15 protein-coding genes are annotated in these 17,949 nt (G+C 71.4%); 10 read left to right on the top strand and 5 right to left on the bottom strand.

What is annotated here, in order from left to right:
* Positions 1-33 precede the first annotated feature (33 nt).
* From ACZ418_RS21280 to ACZ418_RS21255, 6 genes are all read left to right on the top strand, one after another.
* Complete coding sequence (locus ACZ418_RS21280; RefSeq protein ID WP_468365008.1) at positions 34-348, top strand: (2Fe-2S)-binding protein; 315 nt, start codon at positions 34-36, stop codon at positions 346-348.
* Positions 329-1,771 carry an FAD/NAD(P)-dependent oxidoreductase gene (locus ACZ418_RS21275; protein WP_468365006.1) on the top strand — a complete coding sequence of 481 codons (1,443 nt, stop codon included), beginning with the start codon at positions 329-331 and terminating at the stop codon, positions 1,769-1,771. Before ACZ418_RS21280 ends, ACZ418_RS21275 begins: the two co-directional genes overlap by 20 nt.
* Positions 1,772-1,900: 129 nt before the next feature.
* On the top strand, positions 1,901-2,764 hold the full coding sequence (locus ACZ418_RS21270; RefSeq protein ID WP_468365488.1) for a dihydrodipicolinate synthase family protein: 864 nt from the start codon (positions 1,901-1,903) through the stop codon (positions 2,762-2,764).
* 61 nt (positions 2,765-2,825) lie between these two features.
* Positions 2,826-3,830 carry a proline racemase family protein gene (locus ACZ418_RS21265; RefSeq protein WP_468365004.1) on the top strand — a complete coding sequence of 335 codons (1,005 nt, stop codon included), beginning with the start codon at positions 2,826-2,828 and terminating at the stop codon, positions 3,828-3,830.
* A gap of 53 nt (positions 3,831-3,883) precedes the next feature.
* Positions 3,884-5,206, top strand: a complete 1,323-nt coding sequence (locus tag ACZ418_RS21260; protein WP_468365485.1) for an aldehyde dehydrogenase family protein — start codon at positions 3,884-3,886, stop codon at positions 5,204-5,206.
* A 42-nt stretch (positions 5,207-5,248) separates the two neighbouring features.
* The gene (locus tag ACZ418_RS21255) at positions 5,249-5,944 is read left to right on the top strand and encodes a GntR family transcriptional regulator (protein ID WP_468365001.1); all 696 of its coding nucleotides are present in this window, start codon (positions 5,249-5,251) and stop codon (positions 5,942-5,944) included.
* A gap of 209 nt (positions 5,945-6,153) precedes the next feature.
* Here the strand turns inward: ACZ418_RS21255 and ACZ418_RS21250 are convergent, their stop codons facing one another.
* Positions 6,154-6,576, bottom strand: coding sequence for a secondary thiamine-phosphate synthase enzyme YjbQ (locus tag ACZ418_RS21250; RefSeq protein WP_468364998.1), 423 nt, complete (start codon positions 6,574-6,576; stop codon positions 6,154-6,156).
* A gap of 360 nt (positions 6,577-6,936) precedes the next feature.
* Here ACZ418_RS21250 and ACZ418_RS21245 point away from each other — a divergent pair, with 360 nt between their 5' ends.
* Entirely contained in the window at positions 6,937-8,016 is a 1,080-nt protein-coding gene (locus tag ACZ418_RS21245; RefSeq protein ID WP_468364995.1) for an NAD(P)-binding domain-containing protein, read from the top strand.
* Positions 8,017-8,028: 12 nt separating this feature from the next.
* Here ACZ418_RS21245 and mltG read toward each other — a convergent pair whose 3' ends face one another.
* Positions 8,029-8,907, bottom strand: a complete 879-nt coding sequence (gene mltG, locus ACZ418_RS21240) for an endolytic transglycosylase MltG (protein ID WP_468364992.1) — start codon at positions 8,905-8,907, stop codon at positions 8,029-8,031.
* Between the two features lie 87 nt (positions 8,908-8,994).
* Positions 8,995-10,803, bottom strand: coding sequence for an ABC transporter ATP-binding protein (locus tag ACZ418_RS21235; protein WP_468364989.1), 1,809 nt, complete (start codon positions 10,801-10,803; stop codon positions 8,995-8,997).
* Between the two features lie 115 nt (positions 10,804-10,918).
* On the opposite strand from ACZ418_RS21235, the gene ACZ418_RS21230 reads away from it, so the two are divergent.
* Positions 10,919-11,368, top strand: coding sequence for a MarR family winged helix-turn-helix transcriptional regulator (locus ACZ418_RS21230; RefSeq protein ID WP_468364986.1), 450 nt, complete (start codon positions 10,919-10,921; stop codon positions 11,366-11,368).
* A gap of 190 nt (positions 11,369-11,558) precedes the next feature.
* Here ACZ418_RS21230 and ACZ418_RS21225 read toward each other — a convergent pair whose 3' ends face one another.
* Both ACZ418_RS21225 and ACZ418_RS21220 read right to left on the bottom strand, forming a co-directional pair.
* Positions 11,559-13,169 (bottom strand): peptide-N4-asparagine amidase, encoded by a 1,611-nt coding sequence (locus tag ACZ418_RS21225; RefSeq protein ID WP_468364983.1) that lies wholly within the window; start codon positions 13,167-13,169, stop codon positions 11,559-11,561.
* A 163-nt stretch (positions 13,170-13,332) separates the two neighbouring features.
* Complete coding sequence (locus ACZ418_RS21220) at positions 13,333-13,560, bottom strand: hypothetical protein (RefSeq protein WP_468364980.1); 228 nt, start codon at positions 13,558-13,560, stop codon at positions 13,333-13,335.
* Positions 13,561-13,982: 422 nt separating this feature from the next.
* On the opposite strand from ACZ418_RS21220, the gene ACZ418_RS21215 reads away from it, so the two are divergent.
* Together ACZ418_RS21215 and ACZ418_RS21210 are read left to right on the top strand one after the other, a co-directional pair.
* Positions 13,983-15,788, top strand: a complete 1,806-nt coding sequence (locus tag ACZ418_RS21215) for an ABC transporter transmembrane domain-containing protein (RefSeq protein ID WP_468364977.1) — start codon at positions 13,983-13,985, stop codon at positions 15,786-15,788.
* Positions 15,785-17,566 (top strand): ABC transporter ATP-binding protein, encoded by a 1,782-nt coding sequence (locus tag ACZ418_RS21210; RefSeq protein WP_468364975.1) that lies wholly within the window; start codon positions 15,785-15,787, stop codon positions 17,564-17,566. Before ACZ418_RS21215 ends, ACZ418_RS21210 begins: the two co-directional genes overlap by 4 nt.
* Positions 17,567-17,949 lie beyond the last annotated feature (383 nt).

Raw genomic sequence — 17,949 nt, 5'->3', positions numbered from 1 at the left:
GTCCGCTCTTCGACTCTTCGAGAGGAGGCCGAAGTGGCCCGTACCCCCCGTGAACTGGTCGGGGCACGCCCCGGCACGCCGTTCGAGATCACCGTCGACGGCCGCACCGTCACCGCGCTGCCCGGGCAGTCCATCGCCGCCGCCTTGTGGGGGGCCGGAATTCTCGCCTGGCGCACCACGCGGAACACCGGCCGCCCACGCGGTGCCTTCTGCGGCATCGGGCAGTGCTACGACTGCCTGGCCACCGTCAACGGCGAGCCCAACAGAAGAGCCTGCCTGCTGCCCGCGCGTCCCGGTGACGCGATCACGACCCAGGAGGGACACGGCCATGCCGGACTCGGCGTCTGAACCGTACGACCTGGCCGTGATCGGCGCAGGCCACGCCGGAATCGCCGGTGCCGTCGCCGCATCGGAACGGGGCTTGTCCGTCGCCCTGTTGGATGCCGCGGGACAGCTCGGCGGCCAGTTCTACCGACACCCGGCCCCGGCCCTCGGCGCCGTACGGCCGCAGGCCCTGCATCACGACTGGGCCGCCTTCGACGGCCTGCGTCGACGTCTGGAGAAGAGCGACGTAGGGCAGTTCCTCGGGCATCACGTGTGGAGCGTGGTGCGGGAGAGCGGGGAGCAGTGGGCGGTGCACGCCGTCACGGGCGCCGACGGTGGGGATGAGCGCCCGGTACGGGTGCGGGCTCGCGCGCTCCTGCTGGCGACCGGTGCGTACGAGCGGCACCTGCCCTTTCCCGGCTGGACGGTGCCCGGGGTGGTGGGTGCCGGGGGCGCCCAGGCGATGCTCAAGTCCGGGCTGGTGCTGCCGGGGAGACGGATCATCGTCGCGGGCAGCGGGCCGCTGCTGCTCGCCGTGGCCTCCTCGCTGACCGCGGCCGGGGCGCGTGTTCCCGCCGTCGTGGAGGCGTCCGGCTATCTCGGGTATGCCCGTCACCCGCATGTCCTCGCCGTCAATCCACGCAAGCTCGCCGAGGCCGCGGTACACGCTTCGGCCTTGCTGCGTCACCGCGTGCGGTTGCGTACCCGCAGCGCGGTCACCGAGGTGCACGGCACCGACCGGGTGGAGGCCGTGACCGTCGCCCGCGTCGATCCGCGGTGGCGACCGGTTCCGGGAACGGGGCGACGCATCGCGTGCGACGCGCTGGCCGTGGGACACGGGCTGGTCCCGCAGATCGATCTGGCCACGAGCCTCGGCTGCGCGACCCGGCGAACACCCGACGCCACCACGGCCCTTGTGCTGGACGACCTGCAGCAGACCTCGGTCCCCGGCATCTGGGCAGCGGGCGAGACCGGCGGCATCGGCGGTGCGCAACTGGCCGGTACGGAGGGAGAGTTGGCCGGCATCGCGGTCGCCGCCCGGCTGCACGGCAAACCGTTCCTCACCGAGCACGGACGAGTCCGCGCCCTGCGCCGTCGCCGTGACCGGATGCGTGCCTTCGCCGACGCCATGGCAGCCGCGCACACTCCCGGCCCCGGCTGGAGCGAGTGGCTGACGGACGACACGGACGTGTGCCGATGCGAGGAGGTGACCGCCGGCCGCATCCGGGAGGCGGTCACCGACTTCGGTGCCCGCGACGCCCGTACGGCGAAGCTCCTCACCCGAGCGGGCATGGGCTGGTGTCAGGGCCGCGTGTGCGGGACCGCCGTGGCCTGCCTCGCGGCACGCGGCGACGACGGCACGGTGCCGCCGTCCGTCGAGCGCCGGCCGCTTGCCGTCCCGGTGCCGCTCGGCGCACTCGCCTCGCTCGACGAGCCCGACGACTGAATCCACATGACTCCGCTCGTCACACATCATGGACTGAGCGGCCGAACAAGTAAAATGTCACACTCTACTAAAGGATCAACCGACGTGACCTCCAGTTCCTGGAACCCCGATCGCCCCTGGCGCGGCATCATGGTCGCCACCGCCCTCCCGCTGCGGCCGGACCTCTCCGTCGACTACGACGCCTATGCCGAGCACGTCCGCCGGCTGATCGCGAACGGCTGTGACGGCGTGGTCCCCAACGGCTCGCTCGGCGAGTACCAGACCCTCACCGCCGAGGAGCGCGCCCGCGTCGTGCGCACGGCCGTCGAAGCCGCCGGGGACGGCGCCCGGGTCATGCCCGGGGTCGCCGCCTACGGCAGTGCTGAGGCTCGCCGCTGGGCCGAGCAGGCGGCCGAAGCGGGCTGTGGGTCCGTGCTGCTGCTGCCTCCGAACGCCTACCGCGCCGACGAGTACGCCGTACGCGCCCACTACGCCCAGGTCGCCGAGGCAGGGCTGCCTGTCGTGGCGTACAACAACCCGATCGACACCAAGGTGGACCTCAGCCCGGCGCTGCTCGCCCGGCTGCACGGCGACGGCAGCGTGGTCGCGGTCAAGGAGTTCACCGGCGATGTGCGCAGGGCGTACGAGATCGCCGAACTCGCCCCCGAACTCGATCTCCTGATCGGGGCGGACGACGTCCTGCTGGAGCTGGCGATCGCCGGCGCCGTCGGCTGGATCGCGGGCTACCCGAACGCCTTCCCCGCCAGCTGCGCCCGGCTCTACCACGCCGCCGTCGCCGGGGACCTGGAGACGGCGCTGCCCCTTTACCGGTCGTTGCACCCGCTGCTGCGCTGGGACTCGAAGACGGAGTTCGTGCAGTCGATCAAGCTCTCCATGGACATCGTCGGCAGGCACGGCGGTCCCACCCGTCCGCCGCGTTCCCCGCTCACCGGCGAGATCGAGGCCGGGGTGCGCGCGGCCACCGAGAAAGCCATCGCCGAGGGCCATCGGTGACCGGCTCCTGACCGGACCCGAGACCCGTCCTCCATACCGATCCGCGAAAGGAGGGACGCCGGTGCGTACCCGTCACGTCTTCCATGCCGTCGACTCGCACACCGAGGGCATGCCGACGCGTGTCATCACCGGCGGCGTCGGGATGATCCCCGGCGCCACCATGGCCGAGCGCAGGCTCCACTTCATCGAGCACCTGGACCACATCCGGACGTTCCTGATGTACGAACCGCGCGGCCACGCCGCCATGAGCGGCGCGATCCTGCAACCCCCGACCCGCCCCGACGCCGACTTCGGGGTCCTGTTCATCGAGGTCTCCGGCCTGCTGCCGATGTGCGGGCACGGCACCATCGGGGTGGCCACCGTCCTGGTCGAGACCGGGATGGTACCGGTCGTCGAGCCGGTCACCACGGTGCGGCTGGACACCCCGGCCGGGCTGGTCTCCGTCGATGTACACGTCGAGGACGGCCGGGCGAAGGCGGTCACGCTCACCAACGTGCCCGCGTTCTGCGTGGGCCTGGGTCGCAAGGCCGAGGTCCCCGGGTACGGCACGGTGACGTACGACCTCGCGTTCGGCGGGAACTTCTACGCCTTCGTCGAACTCGACGCACTCGGGCTGCCCTTCGACCGGGCCCGCAAGGACGACCTTCTCGCCGCCGGCCTCGCCGTCATGGGCGCGATCAACGCCTCGCCGGACCGCCCCGTCCACCCCGAACACCCGGAGATCAGCGGCGTCAAACACGTCTACCTCGCCGCGCCGGGGTCCGACGCACACCACTCGCGGCACGCCATGGCCATCCACCCCGGCTGGTTCGACCGGTCGCCGTGCGGCACCGGCACCTCGGCCCGCATGGCCCAGCTCCACGCCCGCGGCGAGCTCGCGCTGAACCGCGACCTCGTCAACGAATCGTTCATCGGTACGCGGTTCACCGGCCGCCTGGTCGATGAGAGCCGGGTCGGCGGGGTCCCGGCCGTCATCCCCACCGTCACCGGTCGCGCCTGGATCACCGGCACCGCCCAGTACTTCCTCGATCCGGACGACCCCTTCCCCGGAGGCTTCCTCCTGTGACCGAGACTTCTCCCGTTGTCTCCCGCAATCCGGCCGACCCTTCCGATGTCGTGATGCGGATCCCGACCCCCGGCGCCTTCGGCGCGGCCGACGCGGTGGAGCGTGCCCGCGCCGCCCAGCCCGACTGGCTCACCGGCGGCGCGGCCGCCCGCTCGGCAGCCCTGACCGCGGTCGCCGAGAGCATCGAGGCCCTCGCCGAAGAACTGTCGGCACTCGCCGTACGCGAAGTGGGCAAGCCGCTCACCGAAGCACGGGCCGAGGTGGCACGCACCGCCGCGATCTGGCGCTACTACGCCCAGGCCCCCTTCGAGTCCACCGGCGCCGTCCACGAAACCGCCCATGGTGAGGGGCTGTTGCTGACCCGGTGCCGCCCACACGGCGTCGCGGGGCTGATCACACCCTGGAACTTCCCCTTCGCCATCCCCAGCTGGAAGGCAGCACCGGCGCTGGCGGCGGGCAACTCGGTCGTCCTGAAGCCGGCCCCCGAGGCCACCGCGTGCGCCCGGCGTCTGGCCGAGATCCTCCAAAAGGCCCTGCCTTCAGGGGTGTTCACGATGATCCCCGGCGGCGCCGCCGAAGGCAAGGCCGTCATCTCCACCGCCGACGTGGTGTCCTTCACCGGCTCCACCGAGGTCGGCGACGCGGTCGTCAGCGCCGCCACCGCCCGGGGCATCCCGGTCCAGGCCGAGATGGGCGGGCTCAACGCGGCCATCGTCCTGCCCGACGCCGACGTCGGCCGGGCCGCCGCGCACATCGCCTCGGCGATCGCCGGTTACGCCGGGCAGAAGTGCACCGCCACCAGCCGCGTGATCGCTGTCGGCGCCGCCCTCGACCCGATGCGCGAGGCTCTCACCGAGGCACTGCGCACGCTCCCCGTGGGCGACCCCGCCGACCCGGCCACGGTGTGCGGCCCCCTCATCAGTGAGCACGCCCGCGATCAAGTGGAGGGGGTCTCCTACGGCCTCCCGGTGCTGGTCGGCGGCCCCGCTGCCCCCGATCACGGCTGGTACACGTCACCCACCCTGGTGGAAAAGGTCCCGCCGGACCACCGGCTCCTGCGGAAGGAGGTCTTCGGTCCCATCGCGGCCCTGCTGCCCGCGGACGACCTGTCCCACGCCGTACGGATCACCAACTCCAGCCCCTACGGCCTGGTCACCTCGGTTCACACGGCCGGCCTCGACGCGGTGCTGCACGGGCTCGACCACCTCGGCACCGGCATGATCCGCGTCAACGCACCGTCCACCGGTGTCGACTTCCATCTGCCCTTCGGCGGCACGAAGGCATCCAGCCACGGCCCGAGGGAGCAGGGCAGGGCCGCCCTGGGCTTCTACACCACGAGCCGCACGTACACCCTGACACCCGGCAGAACAACGTGACATTGTACGCTGGCGCTCCGGTGAGGGCACGGAGGAAACAGCATGGGGCATCTGAATGCACGCAACCTCGTCACGGCCCACGAGCGGCTGCGCGACCAGGTCGCCCATGCCCTGCGCGCTGCCCTCATCTCAGGTGAACTGCGCCCCGGCGAGGTCTACTCGGCGCCCGCGCTCGCCGAGGACTTCGGCATCTCCGCCACCCCCGTCCGCGAGGCGATGCTCGACCTGGCCCGCGAGGGCCTGGTCGAGCCCGTCCGCAACAAGGGCTTCCGAATCACCGAGGTCAACGAGCGCGACCTCGACCAGTACACCGAGATCCGCACCCTGATCGAGGTGCCCACGGTCGGCCGGATCACGAAGACCGCGTCGAAGGCGGATCTCGAAGCACTGCGTCCGATCGCCGAGGAGATCGTGCGCGCCGCGCACGACCACGACCTCATCGGCTATCTGGAGGCCGACCGCCGTTTCCACCTCTCGCTGCTGGCGCTCGCCGGCAACGACCGCCTCGTCGAAACAGTCGGTGAGCTGCGCAAGCGATCCCGACTGTACGGCCTGACCGCCCTTGACCAGCGCGGCGAACTGATCCCCTCGGCCGAGGAACACCTGGAGCTGCTGGAGCTCATGCTCTCCGGGGACACCGAAGCCGCCGAGCAGTGCATGACCCGGCACCTGGGGCATGTGCGCTCGCTGTGGGCCGAGGGCAAGGCCGACGGGGAGCCGACCCGGCAGCAACGCTGATCTTGATTGAGGGGCCAGTGGAGAGCAGTGGCGGCAGCTGTTGCGGGCGGTGGGTGCGGGGGTGCTCGTCGGGCGTTGGTGCTGCTCGCCCACCGAGGGCGGCAGTCGATGCTCGGCATTACGCGCAACAGCGGGTCATGGTCGTGCTGCGTCGACCGCTGGGAGCCTTGGGAGCCAACCCGCTCCCCGCTGCAGTCCCGTCACATGCATCAGCCAAGGAAGCTCAGCCGCACCTGACGGCTCGGGTTGTCCCTGTTGGTGTCGACCAGGCAGACCGACTGCCAGGTGCCCAGCTCCAGGCGGCCGGCGATCACGGGGAGGGTCGCGTGGGGCGGGACGATGGCCGGAAGGACGTGGTCGCGGCCGTGGCCGGGGCTGCCGTGGCGGTGCTGCCAGCGATCGTCGGCGGGGAGCAGGGTGTGCAGGGCGGCGAGGAGGTCCTCGTCGCTGCCGGCGCCCGTCTCGATGATGGCGATTCCGGCGGTGGCGTGCGGGACGAAGATGCTGAGCAGGCCGTCGCGGCCGGCCGCCGCCTCGCGCAGGAAGTCCTCGCAGTCGGCGGTGAGGTCGACGACGCGTTCCCGGGAGCCGGTGGAGACGTGCAGCATTCGGGTGGTGAAGGCATCTGGCATGCCCCCATCCTGGCCCATACGCCGGGTTGCGCACCCTGTGGCACGAGGACGTCCTGAGACGGCGGGTCCACACGACGAGACACAAGGCCGCCGTCATCAAGGACTACCTGGCCCCGTTGGGCCGCGGCGATGCACATCGGTGCGGTGTCCGCGCCGACGACCACCAGTTACCCACGGGCCAAGGCGTCCACGGTGGAGGTGATGGCGTCGGAGTTCCGGGCGGTGGCCGGGCGGAACTGCGCCGCATGCCGTTGAAGACGGTCTTGGCCCGCCTGGTCAAGATCTGGCTCCGGTGCCATGAATCACGACCTACAGCCGGCTCCCGGGAAGATCCGCGCCCGGAGGCCGGTTGGTAGAAGCGTGAACGAATTGCGTGAGGTCGCGGTGGTCGTCATCGGCGCTGGTCAGGCCGGGCTGTCCAGCGCCTATCATCTGCGGCGCACCGGTTTCGAGCCGGACCGCGACTTCGTCGTCCTCGATCACTCCCCCGCCCCGGGCGGCGCCTGGCAGTTCCGGTGGCCCTCGCTGACGTACGGCAAGGTGCACGGGATGCACGCACTGCCCGGCATGGAGCTGACGGACGCCGATCCCATGCGGCCCTCGGCGGAGGTGATCGGTGAGTACTTCGACCGGTATGAGCGCACCTTCGACCTGCGCGTGCGACGGCCCGTCGACGTACGGGCGGTACGGGAGGGCGGCGGAGGGCGGCTGCTCGTGGAGACCTCGGACGGCACCTGGTCGACGCGTGCTCTGATCAATGCGACCGGCACCTGGGACCGGCCGTTCTGGCCGCGCTATCCCGGTCAGGAGACCTTCCGCGGGCGGCAGTTGCACACCGCGCAGTACGCCGGACCCGAGGAGTTCGCCGGCAAGCGGGTCGTGGTCGTGGGCGGTGGCGCCTCGGGCACCCAGCACCTGCTGGAGCTGGCCCCGTACGCGGCCGCGACCACCTGGGTCACCCGGCGACCTCCGGTGTTCCGCGAGGGACCCTTCGACCAGGAGGCGGGCCGCTCGGCCGTCGCGCTGGTGGAGGAGCGGGTGCGCCAGGGGCTGCCCCCGCGCAGCGTGGTCTCGGTCACCGGGCTGCCCCTCAACGACGCCATCCGGCAAGGGCTCGCGGACGGCGTCCTGGACCGGCAGCCGATGTTCGACCGGATCACCCCGGACGGCGTGGCATGGGACGACGGACGGCACATCACCGCCGATGTGATCCTCTGGGCGACCGGGTTCCGCGCCGCGCTGGACCATCTCCGTCCGCTGCGGCTGCGCGAACCGGGCGGCGGTATCCGGGTCGAGGGCACCCGGGCGGTGGCCGATCCGCGCGTCCATCTCGTCGGCTACGGCCCGTCGGCCAGCACCATCGGCGCGAACCGGGCGGGTCGCTCGGCCGTCCGGGACATCAGGCGACTGCTGGCCGAGGACCAGCCGGTCGCCGCGTGACGTCCCGCCGGCTCAGCGGACCGAGGGCCGCGCGGAGGCCGGACTCGGGCTCGGTTCCGGAGCCCTGCCCTGGTGGAGGGAGTTGAAGTCCGCCACGTTGCGCATGTGTGTCGCGTAGTCGGAGGTGAAGCGGGTGTCCCCGGGCTTGACCGTGACGAAGTACAGCCAGTTGCCCGGCGTCGGGTTGAGCGCGGCGCGCATCGCGTCCTCACCGGGGTTGTCGATCGGCGTGGGCGGCAGGCCCATGCGCTGGTAGGAGTTGTAGGGGCTCTCGATACGGGTGTCGTCCCGGCCGGTGCGGAGGGCGCTGCGGTTCAGCGCGTAGTTGATCGTCGAGTCCATCTGCAGCGGCATCCCGCGCTCCAGCCGGTTGAAGACGACGCGGGCGACCTTGCCCATGTCCGCCTTGGTCGCGGCCTCGGCCTGGACGATGCTGGCGACGGTGACGGTCTGGTAGACGTTCATCGCGTTGCGCTGCGCTCCGGCCGCGATGGGCGCCGCGTTGAACTTGCTGTCGGCGGTGTCGACCATGAAGCGCAGCAGGGATTCGGGGGTCGCTCCCTTCTCGACGGGATAGGTCGCTGGGAAGAGATAGCCTTCCGGGTTGCCCGCGGCGTCGCCCGGCAGCTTCAGACCGGCCTTCCCGACGGACTTGCGCGTGCTTCCGGGCGGCAACTGAAGGGCCTTGTCGATCGCGTCGTACACCTGGCTCGCACGCCAGCCTTCAGGGACGACCAGCGCGGCGGGCGGTGGCTGTTCGGGCCCGCTGTTCAGCGTCAGCAGCGGCACCGCCACGGCGGTACCGGCCACGACGGTGCCGGCCACGACGAGGGCGATTTTGCCCCGGCCTGTCAGTCGAATCGTGCTCCGCGGCGGATTGTTCGTCTGCATGCGGGAACGGTAATACGCATATCTCCGTAAACCCGGCATATGTTCAGTCTGTCGGCCGCAGCGTCAGCGCATCGGTCTCTGCCGCGTTCAGCTCGTCGGTTCCAGTTGCGCGTCCCGGCGAACCAGTGCGGCGTACCGCCCGTCGAGTTCCAGCAGTTCCTCGTGGCTGCCGCGTTCGGCGACCCGTCCGGAGTCGAGGACCACGATCTGGTCGGCGCCCCGGATCGTGGACAGCCGGTGGGCGATGGTGATCGTGGTCCGGTCGGCCGACAGGGCGTCGATCGCCTCCTGGACGGCGGCCTCCGTACGGGTGTCGAGCGCGCTGGTCGCCTCGTCGAGGATGAGGACCGGCGGATCGCGCAGAATGGTGCGGGCGATCGCGAGGCGCTGCTTCTCACCGCCGGAGAAGCGATGGCCGCGTTCGCCGACGACCGTGTCGTAACCGTCGGGCAGCGCGGCTATGTGGTCGTGTATCTGCGCCGCCCTGGCCGCCGCCCGCAGTTCCTCGTCCGTGGCGTCCGGCTTGGCAAAGCGGAGGTTCTCGGCGACCGAGGCGTGGAAGAGGTAGGTCTCCTGCGAGACGACGCCGACCGCGCGGGCGAGGGTGTCGAAGTCGAGGTCCCGGACGTCGACGCCGTCGATGGTGACGCGGCCGCCGCTGACGTCGTAGAGGCGGGGCACGAGATAGCCGAGCGTGGACTTGCCGGCGCCGGTGGGGCCGACGACCGCGAGGCTGCCGCCCGTCGGCACGGTGACGTCGACGCCGTGGAGGACGGGGCGGGTCCTGTCGTCGTTGTCGTAGCGGAACTCGACGTCCTCGAAGCGGACTTCGCCCTTGACCTGGTCGAGATGGACGGGCCGCTCGCGCTCGGTGATGTCGATGGGCAGGTCCAGATACTCGAAGATGCGCTGGAAGAGCGCGAGGGAGGTCTGGATCTGGACACCGGTGGCGAGCAGGCTCACGGCCGGCCGGAACAGTCCCTGCTGGAGCGAGACGAAGGCGACGATGGTGCCGAGCGAGACCTTGGGGCCGCCGAACTGCAGGGCCAGGCCTGCCGTCCAGTAGATGACGGCCGGCATCGCGGCCATGACGATCGTGATCACGGCCATGCGCCAGCGCCCGGCCATGTTCGACTTGACTTCCAGGTCGACCAGGCGCTCGGACTCCTCGGCGAAGGACGCGGTGAGCGAGTCGGAGCGGCCCATGGTACGGCCGAGCAGGATGCCGCTGACCGAGAGCGACTCGGTGACGGTGGCCGCCATCGCGGCCATCTGCTTCTGCCGCTGTGTGGTGATCTTCTTGCGTTCGTTGCCGACGCGGCGGCTGATCCAGACGAACACCGGGAGCAGGAGCAGCGAGACGATCGTGAGCCGCCAGTCGAGGGCGACCATCGCGACGACCGTGGCGACCACGCTGGTGGCGTTGGAGACCAGGGAGGTGGCCGTCGAGGTGACGGTGGCCTGCATGCCCCCGATGTCGTTGGCGATCCGGGACTGCACCTCGCCGGTACGCGTGCGCGTGAAGAAGGCGAGCGACATCCGCTGCAGCCGGCCGTAGACGGCGGTGCGCAGGTCGTGCATGACCCGCTGGCCGACGGTGGTCGAGATCAGCGTCTGGAGCACACCGAAGACGCTGGAGAGGACGGCACTGAGGATCATGCCGAGTGCGAGCAGGCTGAGCAGGCCGGTGCGGCCCCGGGGGATCGCGACGTCCAGGGTCTCCTTGAGCAGGAACGGCGTGGCCACCGAGACCAGCGAGGAGGCGCCGACCAGCAGGCCGACGATCGCGAGCCGCCCGCGGTAGGGACGGAAGAGCTTCAGGATGCGGCGCACCTGCCGGGGCTGTTCCTTGGCGTCGGCAGGCGGGGTCCAGGACGGTTCTCGGTCGGGATGCATGGGCTCCTACGGAGGTGAACGAGCGCCGGTCGGGAGGCGGCCGACGATTGACGGACGGATCGTAGCTCATTGTTACCTATACTCACAATGAACGGCATCCTGATATTGTTCCCGCATGACCACCCCCGATTCCGACGGCCTGCTCGCCGAGCAGTTGCTGCGGCTGACCCGCCGGGTGCACCGCATCCAGAAACGCCATCTGGAACGGCACGACCTGGGCGTCACCCCGGCCCAGTCCCGGCTGCTGCGCACCCTCGCGCACTACGCTTCACCCCCGCGCATGGCCGACCTCGCCGAACGTCTGGAGGTGGTGCCGCGCGCGGTGACAACACTGGTCGACGGGCTGGAGGCGAGCGGGAAGGTGCGACGGGTACCGGATCCGACGAACCGGCGGGTGACCCGGATCGCGCTCACGGACGACGGGCGTACGACCCTGCGCGAGCTGCGCGGCGCACGCCGCTCGGCGGCCGAGGAGATCCTCGCTCCGCTCACCGAGAAAGAGCGTCAGGTGCTCGGCGTGCTGCTGGACACACTCATCGAGGGGGACGGCGACAAGAGCTGCTGAGTCACACCGGCCGCGGTGCACGACAAGACGCGTACAGCGCGGAGGGCCGCACACCGATCCCGGTGCGCGGCCCTCCGCCAAGCGGTCAGCCCCGCGGGCTCCGGCTCCGGCCCCTCGTCGGGTACGAACGCGATCTCCCCGTCCAGCCATGTGAATCACCCCGCGAGCGGCGCTCTCCACATCGCCGTGCTCAACAGCGGTCGCGATCCTCCGTCAGCACTCCCTGAACCGTGGTCAGCGAGCGGTCGTAGCAACCGTCGGAGCCGTACAGCCGATAGCGCTCGCTCGACGTGCCGACCGCGTGCCGCTGGTCGCGCGGGACGTTGATGGTGTACGTCGCGTCGCCGCTGTAGGTGTCGTCGAGCCGCGACCACGCGGTGCGCCGTCCGTCCCGCAGCTCCACGACCGACGCGCGGTCGCCGAGCGTCAGCACGGTGCGCAGCCGGTCGTCCGCACCGATGGTCGTCTCACCGTTCATGGTGTACGTACGATCGGTGTGTGTCGTCCGCACGGGACCGTCGCCGCCGACGCTGACCGCCTGACCGTCGGACCAGGTCGCGTCCAGTCCGTCCGTGTTCTCGCCGTCGGTCCACCGGTGGACGGAGGTGTTGGCGAGTGTCCGGGTGACGGTGGTGGTCACGCGGCCGTGCGAGGTGTCGAGGTATCCGGACACGATGAGCCGGTGACCGGCCTCGGTGTTCACGCGGTTCTCCGACCCGGGCGTGTAGCTGGAGGAGTTGACGATGTCCGTGGCCTTGTCCTCGGTCAGCGCCCCCGTCACGTGGGCCCGGTGCGCGTCCTGCCAGACCAGGACGTTCACCGGCGCGCTCCAGCCCGACTGGCCCGCGGGCACACCGACGACGGAGACCTCGACGCGGTGCGGACGCCCGTCGTCGAGCAGGCCCGCGAAGGGGGTGAGGTCGTATTCGATCGGCCGGACGTCGAAGGCGCCCGGCGCCGGAATGACGTACCAGAGGAAGGGGTCGGACCAGCCGCCGGTCCAGACGTTCGGGAACGGCGCGGCGATTCCGGCGAGTTGGCCGTCGACGTTGATCTGCACCTCGCGGTAGGGGCCGTGGTCGGCCTTGCAGGAGTACGACGCCGGGTCGGCCACGGTCAGGTACCAGAACTCCTCGCAGCCGCCGCCCGAACCGGTCGCATAGACCTCGGCGACGATCCGCTCGCTGTTGCGCGGGGTGGTGAGGGTCGTACCGTCGGGCGTGTCGGCGAGGGTCAGCACGCGGTCGGGCGTCCGCTGTGCGGGGCGGCCCGCGTAGAAGGTCAGGGTGACGTGTACGTCGATGACGCCGGTGTAGGTGTCGTTCACGACGTTGCCGATCAGCATCTCGACGTCCTGCGGGCTGCGGAAGGTGTCGCTGTAGCGGGTGACGTCCTTCTCGACGTGCCATTCGATGCCGTCGGGCGAGGGCTCCGGAGTGGAGGTGCGCAGGATCTCGACCCCGCCGACGTGCAGATAGCCGAGGCGATCGTACTGACGGCCCTTCACCTTGCCGTCGAGCCGCAGGACGACCTTGCTCCAGTGGTCGCCGCAGCCCTCGGGCGGGGTGTACCCACCCCGGTACGGCGTGAAGTCGCGGAACTGGGCGTCGGCGAGGGTGACCTGGCACGACTTGGAGTGCGGCCGCTCGACGGGCGGCGCCGCGGTGACCGGGTCGTGCCAGTCGGTACCGAACTCGGCCGGGACGTCGGCCGCTTGGGCTGCAGCGGCTCCGGTGCCGAACAGCGCACTCGCCAGGAGAGCCGCTCCGGCAAGCATGGACATGACTATCCGTCTTCTCATGGCCGGTGTTCTACGGCCAGTCGGGGCGGACCCGCAATGACGCCTCGGGGAGAACGGCGCGATCGGACGTCGGGCGGGCCGTGCCGAGTCGCCCCTTCGGGGCGTCGATATCGCGATCGGGTTCGGCTTGTCATGGCCGCCGGACCGCTTCCGTGTCGGTGCGTCAGGCGCGTGGTTCCGCCCGGTCTCCCATCACCATGACCGGATGCCGGCCCGGGTCGAGCGTGCGCAGCAGGAACTCCATGGCGTCCTCGACACGCTGACGCACACGGACGTCGACTGGACTGCGCTCATCGCCCAGGTGACGGTCCGTGCTCCAGCCGTTCCTGCCGTTGTGCGCAAGCCAGCTGGTCACCGGCCGCCACTCCGGGCCCTCCCGCGCGTACAGCACGACTGGAGTAGGCCGAGTCCTCACCCTCGCCGTAGACCACGACGAACTGGCCGGAGTCACGGGAGATCTGGCCGCGGGAGCCGGTCGCCCCGCCGACGCGGGCCGGCCGGAGATGCCGGTTGCGCACGCCGCCAGCGTCGCCACAAGAGTTACAAGGGCCGTCACCGCCGGCCCGGATGCACGCGGTCGACCTGCCGGTCACCTGCCCGATCAGAGCCGGCCGCGGCCACCCAGGCCGACACCGGGCCTACGGCCAGTGGCCGGAAGCCGGTGGATTTCGCTGCTCCGTCAGAAAAACCGTTTGAAATTCACCACTCAGCGACGCGAACCTTTCACGGCTTGTCACCGCTTTTCGCCGCCTCCCCACTTCACCCCGATCCTCCCACCATCCCTCCCCTCCTGACACGAGCCACTGGGACGTCATGCAGATTCAAGACCTTCCATACTCCGATCCGGGCGTCCCGGACGCACGTTCGGGCCCCCGATTCCTGTGGTGGCTCGGGCGGAACCAGCTGGGCGGACAACTGAAGTCGCTCGCCTGGGGCCTGTTGCACTTCGTCTCCGTCTCCGCGCTGCCCTTCTGTGTCGGCCGTGCCGTAGACGCCGTCGTCGAGCGCTCCGGCACCGAACTCGCCCTGACGGGTGGTCTGATGCTGCTGTGCGGCACGGGCATCGCGGTCGGCGACACCTTCCTGCACCGGGCCGCCGTCACCAACTGGATCACGGCCGCCGCCCGCGTCCAGCAACTGCTGGCCCGCAAAGCCGCCCATTTGGGCTCCGCCCTGACTCGGCGGGTCGCCGCCGGCGAGGTGGTGGCGGTCTCCACCGGCGACGTGGAGAAGATCGGCTGGTTCGTCGAGGCGGTCTCCCGGTTCACCGCGGCCGCGCTCACAGTCCTCGTGGTCTGTGTCGGCCTCCTCGTCTACCAGCCCGCCCTGGGCGTGGTCGTCGCCGTCGGACTGCCCGTCGTGGCGCTCGCGGTGCTGCCGCTGCTGCCCCGGGCGACGCGCCGCGCCGATGTACAGCGCGAGAAGGCGGGCCGGGCCACCGAGCTGGCCTCGGACACGGTCGCCGGGCTGCGGGTGCTGCGCGGCATCGGCGGCGAGGAGCTGTTCCTCGACCGCTACCGCCGCGCATCGCAGGAGGTACGGCACGCCGCGGTGCGCAGCGCCCGGATGTGGTCGCTGATCTCCGCAGTCCAGGTGCTGCAGCCCGGGCTGCTGCTCATCGCCGTCGTCTGGCACGGCATCCACCTGGCCCGCCAGGGCCGAATCACCGTCGGCGAACTCGTCACCGTCTACAGCGCCGTAATGGTCCTCAATTATCCGTTGCGCCATTTCGAAGAGATCGCGATGGCCTACTCCTTCTCCCGTCCCTCGGCCAAACGGGCGGCCCGCGTGCTGTCGCTGGAGCGGTCCACGGCCACCGACGGCACCCGCGAGGTGGAGGCGCCGGGCGGCGACCTGTACGACCCCGCCACCGGTCTGCTGGCTCCGGTCGGCCGTCTCACCGCCGTGGTCTGCGGCGACCCGGACGCGGCGGGCAGGCTCGCGGAGAGGCTGGGCGGCCATCCCACCGAGCCGGGCCGCTCGGTGCTGCTCGGCGGGGTCGCCCTGGACGACCTCCCCCTGGACAGCGCGCGCACCGCCGTCCTCGTCCAGGACAAAGACCCGGTGCTGCTGTCCGGCACCCTGCGCCAGCTGCTCGACGTGCCCGCCTCGGGAGCCGTACGGGCCGCGGACGCACTGGCCGCGGCGCAGTGCGACGACGTCCTGGACGCCCTCGTCCAGGGATCACTGGACGCCGCCGACCCGATGGACGCCCGCATCACCGAGCGCGGACGGTCCCTGTCCGGCGGCCAGCGCCAGCGGCTCGCGCTGGCCCGGTCGCTGATCACCGACCCCGAGGTGCTGGTGCTCGACGAACCGACCTCCGCCGTCGACTCGCACACCGAGGCACGGATTGCGGACGGACTGCGCCGGCTGCGTTCGGGACGCACGACCGTGGTGTTCACCTCCTCGCCGCTGCTGCTCGACCACGCGGACCGGGTCGCCCTGGTCCACGAGGGCGAGGTCGTGGCGGTCGGTGTGCACCGCGAACTGGTCGACAGCGAGCCGCGATACCGGGCCGTGGTGACCCGGGAGACGGACGACGAACTGGCCGGCGCCGACGAGACCGCCCTGGTGGGCGCGCGTCCGGAGCTGGAAGAGATCGAGGAGAGCGCATGATCGGCGTTGCGCCACCGGCGTACGACCCGGCGGCCCCGACGACCGCCACCACCCTGCCCGTCGGCGCGGCCGCGACCGTGCGCGCCTACGTCGCCGAGCTGTTCCGCCGGCACCGCCGGGCGTTCCTGCTGCTCATCGGCGTCAACACAGTGGCCGTGATCGCCTCCATGGTGGGTCCGTACCTGCTCGGCGGCCTGGTCGAGCGGGTGTCCGACCGGTCGCGGGAGCTGCATCTGGGCCTGACCGCCGGGTTGTTCCTGCTCGCGCTGGCCGTGCAGGCCGTGTTCACCTGGCAGGTGCGGCTGCGGGGCGCGATGCTCGGCGAGCGGATGCTGGCCGACCTGCGCGAGGACTTCCTCATCCGGTCGGTCGGGCTGCCGCCTGGCGTGCTGGAACGGGCGGGCACCGGCGATCTGCTCTCCCGCATCACCACCGACATCGACCGCCTGGCCAACGCGATGCGCGAGGCCGTGCCGCAGCTGGCGATCGGTGTGGTGTGGGCCCTGCTGCTGCTCGGCGGGCTCGTCGTGACAGCTCCGCCGCTGGCTGCCGCGGTGCTGCTGGCAGTGCCGGTACTGGTGGCCGGGTGCCGCTGGTACTTCAAGCGGGCGCCCTCCGGCTACCGCTCCGAGGCCGCCGGGTACGCCGCGGTCGCCGCCGCGCTCGCCGAGACGGTGGACGCGGGTCACACCATCGAGGCGCACCGGCTCGGCGCCCGCCGCGTCGCCCTGTCGGAGCGGCGGATCAAGGAGTGGACCGCCTGGGAGCGCTACACGCTCTGGCTGAGGTCCGTGCTCTTCCCGGTCATCAACGCCGTGCACGTCATCGTGCTCGGCTCGGTCCTCATGGTCGGCGGGGCGTTCGTCCTGAACGGCTGGATCGGGGTGGGGCAGCTGACCACGGGCTCCCTCATCGCGCAGATGCTCGTCGACCCGGTGAACCTGATCCTGCGCTGGTACGACGAGGTGCAGGTCGCCCAGGTGTCGCTGGCTCGCCTGGTCGGCGTGCGGGACATCGAGCCGGACGCCGGGGACACCTCGCTGGCGCCGGACGGACGGGACGTACGGGCCGACCGGGTCCACTTCGGCTACCGCGAGGGCGTCGACGTGCTGCGCAAGGTGTCCCTGGAGGTCTCCCCGGGCACCCGGCTGGCCCTGGTCGGCCCCTCGGGCGCGGGCAAGTCCACCCTGGGCAGACTGCTCGCCGGGATCTACGCACCCCGCGACGGCCGGATCACCCTGGGCGGCGCCGAGCTGTCCCGGATGCCCGCGGAACGCGTCCGCTCGCACGTCGCCCTGGTCAACCAGGAACACCACGTCTTCGTCGGCTCCCTGCGCGACAACCTCCTGCTGGCCCGCACCGTCGCGACAGACGCCGAGCTGTGGGCGGCGCTGGGCGCGGTCGACGCGGACGGCTGGGCACGGGCGCTGGACGACGGCCTGGACACCGAGGTCGGCTCCGGCGGTCTTGCGCTGACCCCGGCGCAGGCCCAGCAGATCGCGCTGGCCCGGCTGGTGCTCGCCGATCCGCACACGCTGGTCCTGGACGAGGCGACCTCGCTGCTGGACCCGCGCGCGGCCCGGCATCTGGAACGCTCCCTGGCCCGGGTGCTGGACGGCCGCACGGTGGTCGCCATCGCGCACCGCCTGCACACCGCCCATGACGCGGACGTGATCGCCGTCGTGGAGGACGGCCGCATCAGCGAGCTGGGCAGTCATGACGAGCTGGTCGCGGCGGACGGCGCGTACGCGGCGCTGTGGCGGTCCTGGCACGGGTGAGGATCCGGCGAGCGCACGGGCGACCGGTCCTGCGGCGCAGTGCCTACGGGCAAGGCCGGTCCCCGCGATCGCGGCGGCGCTGCCCACGGTGACCCGGGGAGCACCGCCGGGTGCCCTGGCCACGGCTGTCGGTTCCCGCGACGACCTGTCCCCCGTGGACGGGCGCCCGGCGGGGAACCGGGACGCGGTGAGCGAGCGCTCTGTGCTGATCCGGGTCGCGGCGAGTGGGCACTCTGTGGAGTAGGACCCGTGCCGGTACCCGGGCGCGGGCACTGACCGGTGCTCGTGCCGTTGCGCGGTCCCGAGCAGGGGTGGAAGTCTGGAGAACGGCACCGGTGCGGGGAACGCCCCGGAACCACCCGGTTCGCGATATGTGACCCTCG

The organism is Streptomyces sp. NPDC030820 (assembly GCF_055572075.1).
Note: the sequence above shows the minus strand (reverse complement) of the source record. Positions and strands in the feature narration are given on the sequence as shown.